This window comes from Saccharopolyspora sp. NPDC049426, from assembly GCF_040676935.1.
Taxonomy (GTDB): Bacteria; Actinomycetota; Actinomycetes; order Mycobacteriales; family Pseudonocardiaceae; genus Saccharopolyspora.
Map to the genome: position 1 here is coordinate 227,413 of NZ_JBFAPZ010000004.1, position 18,539 is coordinate 245,951.

Sequence of the window (18,539 nt, forward strand, 5' to 3'; positions counted from 1 at the left end):
GTGCCTCCCATCGCCCGGCGCCTGCTTCCACGATGAGGTGGCGGCCGCAAGATCGCAGTGCTCAGCGCACCAGGCGGTGGGTGCCGTCCGGGAGCCTGCGGGTGCGGCCGCGGCGAGCGAGCATCTCCAGCAAGGGAACCGCGACCCGGCGCGTGGTGTCCAGTGCTCGCTTGGCCTCGCTGAGGGTGAAGGGCTCGGCCAGCTCCGCCAGCCGGGGCAGCGCCGTGCGCTCGGCGTCGGGCAGCAGCGCCAGGCCCGGGCCCAGCCGCAGCAGTGCGCCGGTGCGCTCGGCGGCGGCGAGCTCGCGGTCCCCGATGCCGAGCTCGGCCAGCTCCTCGGCGGTGGGCGCGCGGAACGGGTGCTCGCGCAGTCCGCTGCGGACCGCTTCCACGGCGCGCGCGACCCGGTCGGGCAGGGCGGTGGCGCCGTCGCTGAGGCGGCCGGCCGCCAGGTGCAGGTCCGCTTCGGCGGCGATGCCGGGCAGCAGCGCCGGATCCGGCAGGTCCAGCGCGCGGGCGGCGGCGCCGGAGGGCATGCCCTCGTGCAGCGGGTGCGCTCGCCGGTGCTCGGCGAACACCTCGCGCAGCCTGGCGGCGAGCTCGGCGCGGTGCTGCTCGGAGATCAGCCACGGACCCGCCGTCGGCGGGGTGGCGCCCATCGCGGCCAGTTCGTCCGCCCGCGCGATCCCGCGCCGTCGCAGCTCGTCGGCCCAGTCCGGGGTTCCGCGCATGCCGGAGAGGACTTCGGCGCGCAGCCGGGCGGCACCGCGGCGGCGCAGCGGGGGAGGTCGCACGTCGAGGATGGTGACCCCGCCGCGGACCTGGTGCCCGCCGGGGTCGCGCAGCAGCGCGCGATCGCCGATCCGCAGCGGCAGCGCCTCCCGCAGCGCCAGCCGGGCGGTGTCGGTGCCCAGCGGGCGGACCCGCGCGGGTACGGCGGCGGAACCGATGTGCAGCACCAGCTCTCGCGGCACGTCCCCCGAGGGGTGCAGGCGTACGTCGACGACGTCGGTGGTCAGCCAGCGCCCGGGGGTGATCAGGGCGTGGCCGCGCCGGACCTGGTCGAGGTCCACTCCGCGCAGGTTGACTGCCACCCGCGCGGGCGCGGTGATCGACTCCTCGGCGGTGCCCAGCGCGTGCAGCGACCGCACCGGGGCGTCGAGCCCGGACGGGGTGAGGGCCAGCTGGTCGCCGACGCGCACCGTGCCGCCCTGCAGCGTTCCGGTCACGACCGTTCCGGCACCTCGGATGACGAAGGCGCGGTCGATCCACAGCCGCACATCGGCGTCGGCGTCGGCGGGCGGGAGCCGGTGCAGCATCGCGTCCAAGGCTTCGGCGAGTTCGTCGAAACCGGCTCCGGTGCGGCCGCTGACCAGCACCGACGGGATCTCCTCCAGGCTCGTCCCGCGCAGCCGGTGCCGAGCCTGCTCCAGCGCGGGTCGGGGGTCGGCGAGGTCGCTGCGGGTGATGACCAGCAGCCCGTCGGAGACCTCCAGGGCGTGCAGCGCGTCGAGGTGCTCATCGGACTGCGGCATCCAGCCCTCGTCGGCGGCGACCACGAACAGGACCGCGGGCACCGGGCCGACCCCGGCGAGCATGTTCGGCACGAACCGCTCGTGGCCCGGCACGTCGACGAAGGCCACCGCGCAGCCGTCGGTCAGCTCGGTCCAGGCGAAGCCCAGGTCGAGGGTCAGGCCCCGGCGCCGTTCCTCCGCCCACCGGTCGGGTTCCATGCCGGTGAGCCGCCGGATCAGCGTGGACTTGCCGTGGTCGACGTGGCCGGCCGTGGCCACCACGCGCATGGGCACCTCCTAGTGCGCGGCCAGCACCGCGCGCCGCAACACCTCGTCGTCGTCGGGGTCGAGGGCGAACAGGTCCAGCAGGCACCGGTTGCGCTCCAGGCGCGCCATCACCGGGGGTTCGCCGAGGCGCAGCTGCTTGGCGAACCGCGCGGGCAGCGCCACCGCCGCGCTCGAGAGCACCACTCCGGGCGCCCCTCCGCCGCCGACGCTGGCGCCGGAGTCGACCGCCTCGGCGGGAACGCCGGCCGCCGCCAGCGAATCCGCCAGCGCCGCAGCGCGTTCGGCCAGGCCGGAGCGGTGCAGCGCCTCGGTGACCGGTGGGCGCGGTCCGCGCACGGTGGCCTCCAGCGCGGCCAGCGTCAACTTGTCGACTCGCAGCGCGCGCGCCAGGGGGTGGCGGCGCAACCGCCGCACGACGTCCGCGCGGCCGAGCAGCAGACCGCACTGCGGGCCGCCGAGGAGCTTGTCGCCGCTGGCGATGACGAGATCAGCCCCGTTGGCCAGGGCGGTCGCCGCGTCCGGTTCGCCGGGCAGCGCCGGATCCGGCCGCAGCAGTCCCGAACCGATGTCCGCCACCACGGGAACGTCGAGCTCGCGCAGCTCGGCCAGCCCGACCTCGGCGGTGAAACCGCTGATCACGAAGTTCGACGGATGGATCTTGAGCGCGAAACCGGTGTCGGCGCCCAGCGCTTGGCGGTAGTCGTCGAGCCGAACCCGGTTGGTCGTGCCGACCTCGCGCAGTCGTGCGCCGGTGGAGGTGAGCAGCTCGGGGATGCGGAACCCGTCACCGATCTCCACCATTTCGCCGCGTGACAGGACGATCTCCCGGTCGGCCGCCAGCGCGGTGGCCGCCAGGGCGAGCGCCGCCGCACCGTTGTTCACCAGGTGCGCGTCCTCGGCTCCGGGCACGGCGTCCAGCAGCGCCTCGACTGCCGAGGCTCCGCGACGGCCCCGGTCGCCGGTGTCGAGGTCCAGTTCCACGTCGGTGGTGCCCGCCGCCACCTGGAGCGCTTCGCGCGCCGCGCGGGACAGCGGTGCGCGCCCGAGGTTGGTGTGCAGCAGCACCCCGGTCGCGTTGATCACAGGTCGCATCCCGGACGCCGAACGGGGCAGCGCGGCAAGCGTTTCCGCCACGACGCTCTCCGGTTCCAGCAACCCGTCCCGCGCCCGCTGCGCCACCTCCCGGACGGTCTGGGCGACCAGCTGATGCCCCAGGCGCTCCACCGCCGTGGCCACGCCCGGATCGGCCAGCACGCGGTCGGTCCCCGGAACAGCTCGCCGCCGATCACCCATGCCCCCACCATAGGAAGCCACCCACCTCCCCGCCCACCAACGCCCGGTGCGGACCCCGGATCCGGTGGAATGCCGGGTTCCGATTCCCGTCGAAATCCGGGCGCAGGTGGGGAGTTCGGGTGAGTCCGGAGTTCGATCGAGTGGACCCTGACAACAGCCATTGACAACGTGGTTAGGCTTCGCGCATGAATGGCGCATCGTGGCGGGACAGCACCGGTCGGCTCGAAACCGCTGACCGGCTGGGATTGGCCGTGCAGGTGCACGGACCGCCCGACGCGCCGACCGTGCTGGCGGTCCACGGATACCCGGACAACCACACCATCTGGGACGGAGTGGTCGCCGCGCTGTCCGACCGATACCAGGTGGTCACCTACGACGTGCGAGGAGCGGGCGAGTCGGACCGGCCCGCGACCACCGACGGCTACCGAGTCGACCGGCTCGCCGACGACCTGTTCCGCGTCGCCGACGCCGTCAGCCCGGACCGGCCGGTGCACGTGCTGGCGCACGACTGGGGATCGGTGCAGGCCTGGCACGCCGTCACCGAACCGCGCGCAGCCGAGCGCATCGCCTCCTACACCTCGATCTCCGGCCCGAGCCTGGACCACTACGGCCGGTGGCTGCGCTCGAAACTGCGCCCCAACCCGCGAGATCTGCGCGAACTGGCCACGCAGCTGGCCTTCTCCGCCTACATCGCGTTCTTCCAGCTGCCCGCCGCACCCGAGCTGGCCTGGCGCAGCGGCATCATGCCCAAGCTGATCTCGACCCTCGAACGCCTCGACCCCAAGGCCGCCGGTAGGCCCACCCGCCCGGTCACCGCCGACGGCATCAACGGCCTGGAGCTCTACCGCGCCAACGCCGGACGCCTGGGCGACCCGGTCCGGCGGCACACCAGCGTCCCGGTGCAGGTCCTGGCGCCCACCGGGGACCCGTTCGTCTCGACGCCGCTGCAGACCCAGGTCGAGGGCCTGGCCGACGACCTGCGGGTGCGCCGGCTCCCGGGAGGCCACTGGCTGCCCCGCAGCCGGCCCGAGCTCGTGGCCCGCTGCGCCGCCGAACTCATCGACCACGTCGAAGGCGGCGAGCAGACCCGAGGCCTGCGCAGCGCCCGGGTCCGCCCCGGACGCGGTGAGTTCGCCGACCAGCTCGTCGTCATCACCGGCGCGGGCAACGGCATCGGCCGGGCCACCGCGCAGGCCTTCGCCGAAGCCGGTGCGCACGTCGTCGCCGCCGACGTCGACGACAAGGCCCTGCGCGGCACCGCCGATCTGCTCGGCGACGCCGTCACCACCCACCGCGTGGACGTCACCGACCGGACCGCGATGAGCGACTTCGCGCTGCGCGTGCGGACCGAGCTCGGGACCCCAGACGTGGTGATCAACAACGCCGGGATCGGCCTGGCGGGGTCGTTCCTGGACACCAGCGTCGCCGACTGGGAGAGCGTCATCGACGTCAACCTCTGGGGCGTCATCCACGGCTGCCACCTGTTCGGCCGGCAGATGGTCGAGCGCGGCGAAGGCGGCCGGATCATCAACGTCGCCTCCGCGGCCGCGTACCTGCCGTCCCAGGTGCTGCCCGCCTACAGCACCACCAAGGCCGCCGTGCTGCGGTTGAGCGAATGCCTGCGCGTGGAGCTGGCCGCCGACGGCATCAAGGTCACCGCGGTGTGCCCGGGACTGGTCAACACCGGCATCACCACCAGCAGCCGCTTCGCGGGCACCGAGGACGCCGAGCAGGCCAAGCGCAGGCGCGCGGCCACCGAGCTCTACCAGCGCCGCGACTACAGCCCTCAGCGCGCCGCTGAGGAGATCCTGCGCGCGACGCGCCGGGCCCCGGCCATCGCGCCGGTGACGCCGGAAGCGCGTGCCGGACTGGTGCTGTCGCGGCTGACCCCGCGCCTGCTGCGCGCCGCAGCGCGGGCCGACCTCATGCCCAAGTAGGAGGAGGCATGCCGCAACTCGACCCCGGTGATCCCGACCGCGTCGCGCTGCACGCCCGCGACGTGGAGTTCGACTGGTCCCAGCTGCCGATGCACTGGATCCCCGGCGAGCCGTTCGCCACGCACTGGGTGAACTTCCTGCACCTGGTGCTGCCCGAGGGCGAGCGCTGGTTCGTCGAGGTGTTCAAGCAGGCGCTGCCGCTGATCAACGACGAGCGTCTGGCCGAGGACGTGCGCGGCTTCGTCGGTCAGGAGGCCGTGCACGCCGAGGCGCACCAGGGCGTCCTCGACCACTTCGACGCCCACGGCCTCGACACCCGGCCGTTCGTCGACCAGGTCCGCTGGATGTTCCGCAAGACCCTCGGGGACCGGCCGCTGCGCGGCAAGCGCGCCGAGTCCTGGCTGGTGCAGCGGCTGGCACTGATCGCCGCGATCGAGCACTTCACCGCCTTCCTCGGCCAATGGGTGCTCGACGCCGAGGAACTCGACCTGGCGGGCGCCGACGAGACGATGCTGGACCTGCTGCGCTGGCACGGCGCCGAGGAGGTCGAGCACCGCGCGGTCGCCTTCGAGGTCTACCAGCAGGTCCACGGCCGGTACTGGCAGCGCTGCCTGTCGATGCTGCTGGCGACCGCGGTGCTGACGATCCTGTGGGCGCGCGGGATGCGGTTCCTGATGGCCGCCGACCCGGTGCTGCGCGGCACGCGCAGGCCGCGCTGGCGCGACCTGGTCCGCACCGGGCGCCTCGGCCTCACCCCCAGCTACCGGGCGCTGTTCGGCGCGATCCCCGCGTTCTTCCGCCCCGGCTACCACCCGTCGCAGCACGGATCCACGGCGCAGGCGGTGCACTACCTGGCGAGCTCACCGGCGGCGCTGGCGGCGGGGCACTAGATGGCCGCGGAGCGACGGTCGCGCCCCGACCGGCTGATGCGCGTGCTGCACCGGGTCGTCAGCGGAGTGGAATGGCTGCACCGCAACAGCCGCCGGCACGCCGGGTCACCCCGGCCGGTCGACCACGACCTCACGCTGGTGATCTCCCGGATCAGCGCCGAGGCCGACGGCGTCCGCAGCCTGCGGTTGACCCGTCCCGACGGCGGCGCGCTGCCCGCCTGGCAACCGGGCGCGCACCTGGACGTGCTGCTGCCGTCCGGGCGGAAGCGGCAGTACTCGCTGTGCGGCCCGCCGGGGGAGCGGCGCTACTACCGGATCGCGGTGCGGCGCCTGGCCGACGGCGCGGGCGGATCCCGGGAGATCCACGACGAGCTCGCCGAGGGCGACCGGATCGTGGCGCGCGGCCCGCGCAACGCGTTCCCGTTCGTCGCCGGGCGCTCCTACCTGTTCGTCGCGGGCGGCATCGGCATCACGCCGATCCTGCCGATGGTCCGTACCGCCGCGACGCGCGGAGCCGACTGGCGGCTGGTCTGCACCGGACGTTCCCGCGCGTCGATGCCGTTCCTGGACGAACTCGCCGATCTGCCCGCCGACCGGGTGTGGATCCGGCCCGACACCGAGTTCGGCATCCCCGCCGCGGGCGGCGAACTGCTCGCGCACGCGCCGCTGGGCGCCTCGGTCTACGCCTGCGGCCCGGTGCCGATGATCACCGCGCTCCGCCTGGGACTGCCCGGGAGCACCGCGAGAGGTCTGCACTGGGAACGCTTCTCGGCACCGCCGATCGTCGACGGGCGGGCCTTCACCGTGGAGCTGACCCGAAGCGGACGCACCGTCGAGGTGCCCGCCGATCGCACCGCGCTGGACGCGATCGGCGAGGTGCTGCCCGACGTCGCCTACTCGTGCCGCCAGGGTTTCTGCGGCACCTGCCAGGTCCCGCTGCTGTCCGGCCAGGTGCGCAGGCGCGGCCGGTCGCGCAGCGAGGACGTGGCGATCTGCGTGGATCGAGGGCAGGGGCACATCGCCGTCGATCTGTGAAGCCCCGGTCGGGGGACCGGAGGGGAAAGCGGGGCCGCCCGGTGGCGGGGTGCAGCCGGGCGGTCCCGCGAAAATCGGTTCTGCGGCCGCAGCGCGGGCCGTAGGGTCGTGGGGGAGCGACCTGGGAGGCACCGTGGAACGCGAAGGCCTGACCGAGATCACCTCGACCCGCGAGCTGGAAGAGCTGGTCGGCGCACCGCTGCAGCGGGTCCTGGACAAGCAACGCCCCGCGCTGCACCCGCTGGACCGCGAATGGCTCGCCGCCTCACCGTTCTGCCTGGTGGCGACCTCCGACGCCGAGGGCCGGTGCGACGTCTCGCCGAAGGGCGACCCGGCCGGGTTCACCCACGTCGTCGACGACACGACCATCGCCATCCCGGAACGCCCGGGCAACCGCCGCGTCGACGGGTTCCGCAACGTGCTGGCCAACCCGCACGTCGGGCTCCTCTACTTCATCCCCGGCCGCGGTGACACGCTGCGGATCAACGGCCGCGCCCGGCTGCTGCGCGACGCGCCGTGCTTCGAGCGCATGGTCGTCAAGGGCCATCGCCCGACCGTGGTGCTGCTGGTGGAGATCGAGGAGGTCTTCCACCACTGCTCCAAGGCGTTCCTGCGGTCCGGGCTGTGGGACAGCCGGACCTGGGATCCCGAAGCCGTGCCCTCCCGGGCACACATCGCCAAGAACCTCGAGCGCCCGAACGACTCGATGTCCGAGCTGGAGCACTACTACTCCGACGAGCACTTCACCGAGCTGCTCTACGACGCGAAGGCCTGACCACCGCCGTGTCGCGCGATCGGTCCTGGGGCGATGGCGCAGCAGGGTGGCCAGGAACTGAGCAGGTGTGCGAGATCGACGAGGTGGGTAGCCTCCGGCCATGGTGGCCACGTGGCTGAACTGGCCGGTGCTGCGGCAGCTCACCGGCCCCGACCGGCTGGCCCGAGGCCCCGCGGCCCGGTCCCGGCGCACCGACGAGCTGCGGGCGCGCACCAGCGACGCCGAGAACGTCACGCAATCGGTGTGCCCCTACTGCGCGGTCGGCTGCGGCCAGCGGATCTACACCTCCGGCGGACGGGTCACCCAGATCGAGGGTGACCCGGACTCGCCGATCAGCCGAGGCCGGTTGTGCCCCAAGGGGTCGGCCTCGCGCGAACTGGTCACCTCACCGCTGCGCCAGACCAAGGTCCGCTACCGGCGCCCGCACGGCACCGAGTGGGAAGACCTCGACCTGGACACCGCGCTGGACATGATCGCCGACCGGGTGCTGGCCACCCGGGACGCCACCTGGGAGGACGCCGACGCCGGTGGCAGGCCGCTGCGGCGCACGATGGGCATCGCGAGCCTCGGAGGAGCGACCCTCGACAACGAGGAGAACTATCTCATGAAGAAGCTCTACACCGCCCTCGGCGCGATCCAGGTGGAGAACCAGGCGCGCATTTGACACTCCTCCACGGTGCCCGGTCTGGGTGCCTCCTTCGGGCGCGGCGGCGCCACCACCTTCCAGCAGGACCTCGCCGAATCGGACTGCGTCCTCATCCAGGGCTCCAACATGGCCGAAGCCCACCCGGTCGGGTTCCAGTGGGTCATGGAGGCCAAGAAGCGCGGCGCCACGGTCATCCACGTCGACCCGCGCTACACGCGCACCTCGGCGATGGCGCACAAGCACGTCGCGCTGCGGGCCGGGAGCGACATCGCGTTCCTCGGAGGGCTGATCAACCACGTGCTGACCCGCGAGGCCCACTTCCACGACTACGTCGTCAACTACACCAACGCGGCGATGATCGTCGGCGAGGACTTCCGCGACACCGAGGACCTCGACGGTGTGTTCTCCGGCTTCGACCCCGACGTCGGCACCTACGAGACCAGCACGTGGCAGTACCAGGGCAGCACCGCGGTTCCCCCGGTCGGCGGGCACGGACCGGAGCAGGCACCCAGCACCGCGCACGGGCGCGAGCGTGAGACCAGCAAGCCCGAACGCACCGGATCGGGCGGTCCCGTCTACCACGGCCACCCCGACTCCGACCCGACGCTGCAACACCCGCGCTGCGTGTTCCAGCTGCTCAAACGCCACTACGCCCGCTACACCCCGGACGTGGTGGAGGAGATCTGCGGCATCTCGCAGGACGACTTCGCCTGGGTCGCCGACCAGCTCGTCGCCAACTCCGGGCGCGAGCGCACCTCGGCCATCGCCTACGCCGTGGGCTGGACCCACCACACCGTCGGAGCGCAGTACATCCGGGCGGCCTCGATCCTGCAGCTGCTGCTGGGCAACATCGGCAGACCGGGTGGCGGCATCCTCGCGCTGCGCGGGCACGCCAGCATCCAGGGCTCCACCGACATCCCGACCCTGTTCAACCTGCTGCCCGGCTACATCCCGATGCCGCACGCCCACACCGACACCGACCTGGAGTCCTTCGTCGCCGACGACGAGCACGCCTGCGGCTACTGGGCCAACATCCGCTCCTACCTGGTCAGCCTGCTCAAGGCCTGGTGGGGTGAGCACGCCACCGCCGACAACGACTTCTGCTTCGACCGGCTGCCCCGGCTCACCGGTGACCACGGCACCTTCCAGACCGTCCTCGATCAGATCGAGGGCCGCTGCAAGGGCTACTTCGTCATCGGCGAGAACCCCGCCGTGGGCACCGCCAACGCGCGCCAGCAGCGCATGGGCCTGGCCGCGCTCGACTGGCTGGTGGTGCGCGACCTCAACATGATCGAGACCGCCACCTTCTGGAAGAACGGTCCCGAGATCGAGACCGGCGAGATGCGCACCGCCGACATCGGCACCGAGGTCTTCTTCCTGCCGGCCGCCGCGCACACCGAGAAGGACGGCACCTTCACCAACACCCAGCGGCTCCTGCAGTGGCACCACAAGGCCGTCGAACCCAGCGATGACCAGCGCAGCGACCTGTGGTTCTTCTACCACCTCGGGCGCCGCATCCGCGACAGGCTCAGCGCCCGGACCGAACGCGACCGCGCCCTGCTGGAGCTGACCTGGGACTACCCGACGCACGGCGACCTCGACGAGCCCAGCGCCGAAGCCGTGCTCGTCGAGATCAACGGCCACGACGGCAACGGCGACCCGCTGTCGGCCTACCCGCAGCTGCGCGCCGACGGCTCCACCAGCTGCGGCTGCTGGATCTACTGCGGTGTCACCGCCGACGGGGTCAACCAGTCCGCCCGCCGCAGGCCCGGCAGCCAGCAGAGCCGCGTGGCACCGGAATGGGGCTGGGCGTGGCCTGCCAACCGGCGCATCCTCTACAACCGCGCCTCGGCCGACCCCGACGGCCGCCCGTGGAGCGAGCGCAAGGCCTACGTGTGGTGGGACGCCGAACGCGGCGAGTGGACCGGCCACGACGTGCCCGACTTCGACAAGACCAAACGCCCCGACTACCGGCCCGAAGACGGAACCGTCGGACCGGAGGGCATCGCGGGCACCGAACCGTTCATCATGCAGAGCGACGGACGCGGCTGGCTCTACGTGCCCGCCGGGCTCGTCGACGGCCCGTTCCCGGCGCACTACGAGCCGCAGGAATCCCCGGTCGCCAACCTGCTGCACCCCCACCAGCAGCGAAACCCCGCACGCCAGATCAACTCGCGCCCGGAGAACCGGTACCAGCCCAGCGCGGGCGAAGCCGGCAGCGAGGTCTTCCCGTACGTGTTCACCACGTTCCGGCTCACCGAGCACCACACGGCCGGCGGGATGAGCCGCTGGCTCCGCCACCTCAGCGAACTCGCGCCCGCCCTGTTCGTGGAGGTCTCCCCGCAGCTGGCCGCCGAACGCGGCCTCGAACACGGCGGCTGGGCCACCGTGATCACCGCGCGCAGCGCCATCGAAGCCCGGGTGATGGTCACCGAGCGGATGCTGCCGCTGCGGGTCGCGGGCCGCACCCTGCACCAGATCGGCATCCCCTGGCACTGGGGGCCCAACGGGTTGACCACCGGCGACGCCGCCAACGAACTCATCGGCGTGGCGCTGGACCCCAACGTGCACATCATGGAGACCAAGGCCGGGGCCTGCGACGTCCGGCCGGGGCGGCGACCGCGCGCGGCCGCGCTCAACCGCCTGGTCGCCGAGTACCGCGACCGCGCGGGCATCACCGAGCGCACCGGTACCGAGCACTCCGACGACCCCAGACAGGCAGGAGGCTGAACGTGACCGTCAACCGGCTGTCCGGACCGCTGCCCGACCCGGCGGGGGAGACCGGCTACCCGCCGCAGCCCCGCGCCGGGTTCTTCACCGACACCAGCGTGTGCATCGGCTGCAAGGCCTGCGAGGTCGCCTGCAAGGAGTGGAACCTGCTGCCCGAGGACGGCTTGGACCTCACCGGCATGTCCTACGACAACACCGAGGCGCTCAGCGGCACGACCTGGCGGCACGTGGCCTTCGTCGAGCAGCGCGGCACGCCCGAAGAGCTCGGCATGCCGGCGTTCGGCGCACCGGACGAGCAGCAGGTGCGCTGGCTGATGTCCTCCGACGTGTGCAAGCACTGCACGCACGCGGCCTGCCTGGACGTGTGCCCGACCGGTGCGCTGATCCGCACCGAGCACGGAACGGTGGTGGTGCAGGACGACGTGTGCAACGGCTGCGGCTACTGCGTGCCCGCCTGCCCCTACGGCGTGATCGACATCCGTCCCGACACCGGCGGAGCCGCCAAGTGCACGATGTGCCAGGACCGGCTCGGCGCCGGGTTGATGCCGGCCTGCGCCACCGCCTGCCCGACCGAGTCCATCCAGTACGGCCCGCTCGACGAGCTGCGCGAACGCGCCGCGATGCGGGTCGACGAACTGCACGAGCAGGGAGTGACCAGCGCCCGCCTCTACGGTCACGAGCCCACCGACGGCGTCGGGGGAGACGGGGCGTTCTTCCTGCTGCTCGACGACCCCGAGGTCTACGGTCTGCCACCGGATCCCGTGGTCACCACGCGCGACCTGCCCTCGATGTGGCGGCACGCGGCCGCAGGCGCGCTCACCGCGGCCGCGCTCATCGCCGGATCGTTCCTCGGGAGGAGAAGGTGACCTCCTACTACGGCCGACCGGTCCTCAAGGAACCGGTGTGGAAGGTCCCGGACGTCCCCGCCTACCTCTACCTCGGCGGGATGGCTGGGGCCTCGTCGACGATGGCGCTGCTGGCCGAGCTCACCGGGCGGCAGCGGCTGGCCCGCGCGGGCAGGCTGGCCGCAGCGGTGGGCGCGACCGCCAGCGTCGGTTTCCTGGTGCACGACCTGGGACGCCCGATGCGGTTCCTGAACATGCTGCGGGTGATCAAGCCGACCTCGCCGCTGAGCGTCGGATCGTGGATCCTCGCGCCGTTCTCGGGTCTGGCCGGGGCCGCGACGGCCAGCGAGCTCACCGGTCTGCTCCCGCTGCCCGGCCGCGCGGCCGGGGTGGTGGCGGGTGTGATCGCCCCGGCGATGACCACCTACACCGCGGTGCTGCTGTCCGACACGGCCGTGCCGGGCTGGCACGAGGGCTACCGGGAGCTGCCGTTCGTGTTCGCCGGGAGCGCTGTGTCGAGCGCGGGGGCGGTGGGCATGGTCGCCGCCCCGGCCGAATCCGGGCCCGCGCGGCGGATGGCGGTGGCCGGATCGGTGCTGGAGCTGGCCGCGAGCAAGCGGATGGAGTCCCGGCTCGGCCTGGCGGCCGAGGCCTACCGCACCGGGCGCGCGGGTAGGGTGCTGCGAACGGCGCGAGCGGCCACCGCGGTGGGCGCCGGATTCGCGCTGGTGGCAGGGCGCAGCCGCGCGGCGGCGATCGTGGCGGGCGGGTGCCTGACCCTCGGCGCGATCGCGACTCGCTTCGGTGTCTTCGAAGCCGGCCGCGAGACGGCTCGCGACCCCCGGTACGTGGTCGAGCCGCAACGCGAACGGGTGGGCGAAACAGGGTCTTCGGTCCGTGGGCAAGTGCACTGATCGAGTTCGGATGTTGACATTGGGTAGTCACTCACGTGAGTGAGTAGTGGTTCAACTCTCACCCTGCGTGGTTTGATTTCAGGTGAATAACGCGTTTCTGATCAAGAAATGACCAGCTGAAACGTCTGCATCGTCGCGATCTTGATTACGTTTCTATGACGAGCGCCACCAGCGCACGGTTTTGTTCACGCTTTTCAGCTACGTAGCGTTGCCCGGCGTCGGCGCCCCCGAGCCGACGGCAAGACCGGAAGTCCGCAGCGCCGAACCCTGCCCGGCGGGCTCTCCGAAACCCCGAGACGCATTGCGGGCAGGGACGTGACGACCGCCGGAACCCGGCGCGGCGGGCCGAATCTCATCGGCCCGAGCGCCCGGGGCGCCGGAGTCGAGGCGGCACGAAGGCGCTGCTGGAGACGAAGACAGAAAATGGGCAAGCACCGCAAGTCCACCCCCAGCCGCCGCACCGTCACCCGCGTCGCCGTCGCCGGCGCCATGGTCGCCGCGCCGTTCGCGATGACCATGCCGGCCAACGCGGCCTCGCAGTCCACCTGGGACGCCGTCGCGCAGTGCGAGAGCGGTGGTAACTGGAGCATCAACACCGGCAACGGTTACTACGGTGGTCTGCAGTTCAGCGCGTCCACCTGGTCCGCCTACGGCGGCACCAGCTACGCCTCGAACGCCGCGCAGGCCAGCAAGTCCCAGCAGATCGCCGTGGCCGAGCGCGTGCTGCAGGCGCAGGGACCGGGTGCGTGGCCGGTGTGCTCGAAGAAGGCCGGCCTGAGCAAGAGCGGCAGCGCCGAGCACCAGGACGTCGCCTCGGGCAGCAAGAAGAGCACCGAGAAGAAGTCCACCACCAAGAAGAACCCGGTGAAGAAGACCGTCCAGGTCGAGGGCACCTACACCGTTCAGGCCGGTGACACCCTGGGCTCCATCGCTCAGAAGTACGGCGTGAGCTGGGAGTCGGTCTTCGAGAAGAACCGCTCGTCGGTCAAGGACGCGAACCTGATCTTCCCGGGCCAGCAGCTCGCCATCAAGTGACCCACCCCGTCTTCGGACTTGGGTGCGCATGAACGAGGGACCCCGCCTTCCTCTCTCCGGCGGGGTCCCTCGTCTGCGATCACCGGAGCTCCGGTCACTTGAGCTTGCGGCGGCGCAGGTCGTTGCGGATGTCCCATGCGGTCCAGCCGATTCCGGCGAAGGCGAGAAAACCCAGCAGCAGAACGAGTTCGGTCATGTTCGGCTCCCTTCGGATCGTGACGAACGCCGTCGGGACCAAATCCGAGAGTAGATGCACATTTGTTGATCGCCGAGCGTATTGCCGCAATAGACCCCAACGGGTGAGCCGCAGGACGTGAACGTTCCGCCGTTCGGCCTCAAACCTCAGCACCCGCAAGAAAACATCCGGAAATCATGAATCTGATTCCGATCTGTTGGGTCGCGCGCTGAGCACTCAGCGTGCCCCTCGCGGAATCAGTGCGGGTGAAAGATCCCCGATCGCGGGAAGCCCCGGCATGTCAACCAGGCTCGGCCCCGGGCTGCGGCCGGACGATGGACGTGACCGCACTCACCCCGCGTGCCCCTACCCCCGACCTTCGGAAAGGGGACCCCGATGCTCCTCGCACTTCAAGCGGACGCCGCGACCGAGTCCGGACTCGACAGCTGGGTCGGACCGGCCGCCATCACCTTCGGTGTCCTGCTATTGATCGTCGCGCTGTTTCGCCGCACCCGAGCCACACTGGCCAGGAAGCGAAGGGCGGCGCGGCCTGGTGCGGCCGATTAGCGGTGTCGCGCAGCCCTGAGCCGACCCGGCGTGCCGCGTGCGACGGCCGCCTGAGGGGGGGAGGGGACGCATGACCGACACCACGCGGAACACCGACGAGCCATCGGTCGACCAGACACCGGCCCAGCGCCAGGCACCCGAGCAGCAGAGCGCCGAACAACACCGGCACCTTGACCAGAGCCACAGCGCCGACCAGCGCTGGAAGGTCGTTCCCGCGCCGGTGCAGCAGCCCGCCGGAGCGGGCCGCATGGACCTGCGCACCACCATGGCCATCAACGCCGGACGGATGGCCGCGTCGCTGTCGCAGCGCCTCGGTCTCGGCTCCGGTGGCATGATCGGTGGCCGTCTCGCCCTGACGCTACAACCCAACCTCCTGCAGCGGTTGGCAACCGGGCGGCGTGTCGTCATGGTCACCGGCACCAACGGCAAGACCACGACCACCCAGATGGTCGCCGAGGCCGTGCGCGCGCAAGCCCCGGCCGTCAGCAACGCCACCGGCGCGAACATGCTCGACGGCCACGTGGCCGCCCTGCTGACCCGGCTCGACGCCCCGTTCGCCGCGCTGGAGGTCGACGAGCTGCACCTGGCGCAGGTCACCGACCGCTTCGAACCCGCCGCGATCCTGCTGCTCAACCTCAGCCGCGACCAGCTCGACCGGGTCGGCGAGGTCCGCAGCGTGGCCGCGAGCCTGCAACGCGCCCTCACGCAGGCCCCCGGCGCGCAGGTCATCGCCAACCGCGACGACCCCAACATCGTCTTCGCCGCCGCCGGCCACCCCAACGTCACCTGGGTCTCGGGCGGCGTGCGGTGGCGCGACGACGCGCTGAACTGCCCCCAGTGCGGCGCCTTCATCGGCGACGTCGACCGAGACTGGCGCTGCCAGTGCGGCCTGGCCCGCCCGCCGGCCGACTGGAAGGTCACCGACACCGGAGTCCTCGACGCCGCGGGCACCCACCACGAGCTCGCCCTGGCCCTGCCCGGCCACGTCAACCGGGTCAACGCCACCTTCGCCCTGGCCGCCGCACTGCACCTCGGCGGCGAGGAAGCCTCCGCGCTCGCCCGGATCCGCCGCATCTCGCAGGCCGCGGGCCGCTACGACACCGTCCGGGTCGGCGGACGCCGGGTCCGGCTGCTGCTGGCCAAGAACCCCGCCAGCTGGCTGGAGATGCTCGACCTGGTCTCCGGCAACGACGAACCGCTGGTCCTGGTGGTCAACAGCCGCGAAGCCGACGGCTACGACGTCTCCTGGTTGTGGGACGTGGACTTCGAGATGCTGCGCGGCAGGTCCGTCCAGGTCGCAGGCGACCGAGCCCTGGACCTCGCGGTCCGCCTGCGCTACGCCGGGGTGCAGGCCAGCGTCGCCTCCACCGTCGAGGTCGCCCTCGGCAGCACCTCCGGCGGCCTCCCCGACGTCATCGCCAACTACACCGCCTTCCGCGATGTGCTCACCAGGAGCCGCACATGACCGGGGAACGAGTCCGCATCGCCCTCGTCCTGCCCGACCTGCTCGGGACCTACGGGGACCGCGGGAACGCGATCGTGCTGGCACAACGCCTTCGCTGGCGCGGGATCGGCAGTGAGCTGGTCACCGTGCTCTCCTCCGATGACGCCGTGCCCGAGGGCTGCGACCTGTACCTCATCGGCGGGGGAGAGGACGTCGCGCAGGTCGCGGCCGTCCGCTTCCTGCGCAGGGGCGGGGGCCTGATCCGATCGGTGCAGCACGGGGTTCCGGTGCTGGGCATCTGCGGCGGGCTGCAGGTGCTGGGCACCGGTTTCGTCACCGGCGACGGGCAGCGCCACGAAGGTCTGGGCCTCGTGGACGCCTCGACCGAACCCGGGAAGGGACGCGCCATCGGCGAGGTCACCACCCAGTCCACGCTGGGCGGGGTGGGGATGCTCACCGGGTTCGAGAACCACCTCGGCCGCACCACGCTGGGCCCGGGCTCGCACGCGCTGGGCAGGGTGGTGCGCGGCATCGGCAACGGCCACGACGACGCCGAGGGCGCGGTCACCGGCCACGTCATCTGCACCTACATGCACGGGCCCGTCCTCGCGCGGAACCCGAAGCTGGCCGACCTGCTGCTGGAATGGGCCATCGGCGAGCCGCTGGCACCCGTGCCGGACCCGCCCGAGCTCAAGGCGCTGCGCACCGAACGCACCCGCGTGCACGTGCGCAACCGCAAGTAGGTCAGCGACGAGCGAGCCGGCCCAGCTTGCGCAGGGCCGGTTTCAGCTCCGGTGCCCGCAACAGCGCCAGCACCCCGAGGCTCACCGCGAGCACCACGATCCCGTGCACCAGCAGCGCCAGCCAGGCGTCGGCCATCGGGTTCAGCGGCCCGGTCAACGACCGCACCCCGGCCAGCACCGCCGACGAGCACAGGGCCCCCGCGGCCCCGGCGACCAGCGCGCGCACGCACCCCAGCAGCGTCGCCGCCGTGCGCAGCGACCCGATGCGGGCGCGCAGCCAGACCTGCCCGACGACCGCGCCCAGCAGGAAGCTCGCCGACATCGCCGCCGTCACCCCGAGCACCAGGTCCTGCGGATCGACGGTGGCCAGCACGAGGTAGCACAGCGCGCTGCGCACCACGACCATGATCACGTTGATCCAGGTCGGGGTGCGCGCGTCGTGCATCGCGTAGAACGCCCGCAGCTGGAGCATGGTGATCCCGAACGGCACGACGCCCGCCGCCGCAGCGGCCAGCGCCCAGCCGAGCCGCCCGGCGGCGGCCACGTCGCTGGCGCCCAGCGAGAAGAACGCCACCGCCAGCGGGCCACCCGCCACCACCAGGAGCGCGCTGACCGGCATCAGCAGCACCGAGGTCATCCGCGTTCCCCACGCGACGTCGTCGACGAACGCCCGGGTCCTGCCCGCGGCGGCGGCCTCGCTGATGCGCGGCATCAACGCCGTCAGCAGCGACACCCCCAGCACGCCGTAGGGGACCTGCGAGAGCAGCCAGGCGTAGTTGAAGGTCGCGACGCTGCCCGGCGTGCCCTGCGCGGTGACCCGGGTGATCACGACCATCCCGGCCTGGCTGATCAGCGTGTAGAGCACCACCCATCCGGCCAGCCCGCCGAACTCCGACAGGCGCCGGTCCCACCCCCACCGCCAGCGGTACCGGAAACCGCTGCGCCGCAGCGACACCACCATCACCAGCAGCTGGGTGGTGATCCCCGCCAGCGTTCCCAGGCCCAGCACCAGCAGCTTCGGTTCGCCGATGCGCACCGGGTCGGTCGAGATCTCCCCGGGCACCAGCGCGTAGACGATCACGGTGGCGATGACGACGAGGTTGTTGAACACCGGTGCCCACGCCGGAGTGCCGAAGACGCCGCGCACGTTGAGGATCGCCTGCAGCAGCGCCGACATGCCGTAGCAGACGATGCCCGGCAGCAGCAGGTAGGCGAACGCCGTGGTCAGCTCCGCGTTGGCCCGGGTGTCGGCGCCGAGGTAGAGCGCGGTGAGCAGGCCGGCGCAGGCGACGGCCACCGCGGTGGCGACCGCGAGCAGCACGCCGCCCATGGTGATCATCCACTGCGCGTAGGACTCGCCCTGCTTCGGCCCCTCCTGCTGCGCCCGCACCAGCAGCGGCACGGCGATGCTGGTCAGCACCCCACCCAGCAGCAGTTCGTTGACCACGGTCGGCAGGGTGTTGGCCACGGTGTAGGAGTCGTTGACCGTGCCCAGGCCGAGCACCACCACCAGCAGCACCTTGGCGAGCAGACCGCTGACCCTGCTGGTCGCGGTGGCCACCGCCATCGCCGCGCTCGCGCGGGCCAGTGAGGGGCGTCGGACACCGGTGTCGGCCTGATCGACCACGTAGCCCCTCCCGTCGGCGGTTCGATGCTGAAGGTGCCACGAAACACCCGGTTTCGCCGGGTGGCGCCGGTCCGTGGCAGGC

Annotated in this window: 13 protein-coding genes; 10 read left to right on the top strand and 3 right to left on the bottom strand. The window is 72.1% G+C overall.

Translation table 11 applies throughout. The features are described 5' to 3' along the window. Positions 1-61: 61 nt before the first annotated feature. Positions 62-1,801: a selenocysteine-specific translation elongation factor gene (gene selB, locus AB0J78_RS10015; protein WP_363788363.1), complete on the bottom strand. Its 1,740-nt coding sequence runs from the start codon at positions 1,799-1,801 to the stop codon at positions 62-64. A gap of 9 nt (positions 1,802-1,810) precedes the next feature. Continuing rightward, the gene (gene selA / locus AB0J78_RS10020) at positions 1,811-3,094 is read right to left on the bottom strand and encodes an L-seryl-tRNA(Sec) selenium transferase (RefSeq protein WP_363788364.1); all 1,284 of its coding nucleotides are present in this window, start codon (positions 3,092-3,094) and stop codon (positions 1,811-1,813) included. 185 nt (positions 3,095-3,279) lie between these two features. Here selA and AB0J78_RS10025 point away from each other — a divergent pair, with 185 nt between their 5' ends. The 10 genes from AB0J78_RS10025 to AB0J78_RS10070 all read left to right on the top strand — a co-directional run bounded on the left by AB0J78_RS10025 (position 3,280) and on the right by AB0J78_RS10070 (position 16,830). Further along, entirely contained in the window at positions 3,280-5,031 is a 1,752-nt protein-coding gene (locus AB0J78_RS10025) for an SDR family oxidoreductase (RefSeq protein ID WP_363788365.1), read from the top strand. Between the two features lie 8 nt (positions 5,032-5,039). Next, complete coding sequence (locus AB0J78_RS10030; RefSeq protein WP_363788366.1) at positions 5,040-5,921, top strand: metal-dependent hydrolase; 882 nt, start codon at positions 5,040-5,042, stop codon at positions 5,919-5,921. Next, positions 5,922-6,956 carry a PDR/VanB family oxidoreductase gene (locus AB0J78_RS10035; protein ID WP_363788367.1) on the top strand — a complete coding sequence of 345 codons (1,035 nt, stop codon included), beginning with the start codon at positions 5,922-5,924 and terminating at the stop codon, positions 6,954-6,956. 133 nt (positions 6,957-7,089) lie between these two features. Next, positions 7,090-7,731, top strand: coding sequence for a pyridoxamine 5'-phosphate oxidase family protein (locus tag AB0J78_RS10040; protein ID WP_363788368.1), 642 nt, complete (start codon positions 7,090-7,092; stop codon positions 7,729-7,731). Between the two features lie 100 nt (positions 7,732-7,831). Continuing rightward, positions 7,832-11,107: a formate dehydrogenase gene (gene fdh / locus AB0J78_RS10045; protein WP_363788369.1), complete on the top strand. Its 3,276-nt coding sequence runs from the start codon at positions 7,832-7,834 to the stop codon at positions 11,105-11,107. Positions 11,108-11,109: 2 nt separating this feature from the next. Then, a complete protein-coding gene (locus AB0J78_RS10050; protein ID WP_363788370.1) occupies positions 11,110-11,973 on the top strand; it encodes a 4Fe-4S dicluster domain-containing protein in 864 nt (287 codons plus the stop codon). Beyond that, complete coding sequence (gene nrfD / locus AB0J78_RS10055; protein WP_363788371.1) at positions 11,970-12,866, top strand: NrfD/PsrC family molybdoenzyme membrane anchor subunit; 897 nt, start codon at positions 11,970-11,972, stop codon at positions 12,864-12,866. The genes AB0J78_RS10050 and nrfD overlap by 4 nt, the downstream gene beginning before the upstream one ends. 423 nt (positions 12,867-13,289) lie before the next feature. Beyond that, positions 13,290-13,901 (top strand): transglycosylase family protein, encoded by a 612-nt coding sequence (locus tag AB0J78_RS10060; protein WP_363788372.1) that lies wholly within the window; start codon positions 13,290-13,292, stop codon positions 13,899-13,901. Positions 13,902-14,713: 812 nt separating this feature from the next. Then, entirely contained in the window at positions 14,714-16,108 is a 1,395-nt protein-coding gene (locus tag AB0J78_RS10065) for a MurT ligase domain-containing protein (RefSeq protein WP_363788373.1), read from the top strand. Next, positions 16,105-16,830: a glutamine amidotransferase gene (locus AB0J78_RS10070; RefSeq protein ID WP_363788375.1), complete on the top strand. Its 726-nt coding sequence runs from the start codon at positions 16,105-16,107 to the stop codon at positions 16,828-16,830. The genes AB0J78_RS10065 and AB0J78_RS10070 overlap by 4 nt, the downstream gene beginning before the upstream one ends. A 1-nt stretch (position 16,831) precedes the next feature. Here AB0J78_RS10070 and murJ read toward each other — a convergent pair whose 3' ends face one another. Then, on the bottom strand, positions 16,832-18,457 hold the full coding sequence (murJ, locus tag AB0J78_RS10075) for a murein biosynthesis integral membrane protein MurJ (protein WP_363788376.1): 1,626 nt from the start codon (positions 18,455-18,457) through the stop codon (positions 16,832-16,834). Positions 18,458-18,539: the final 82 nt, after the last annotated feature.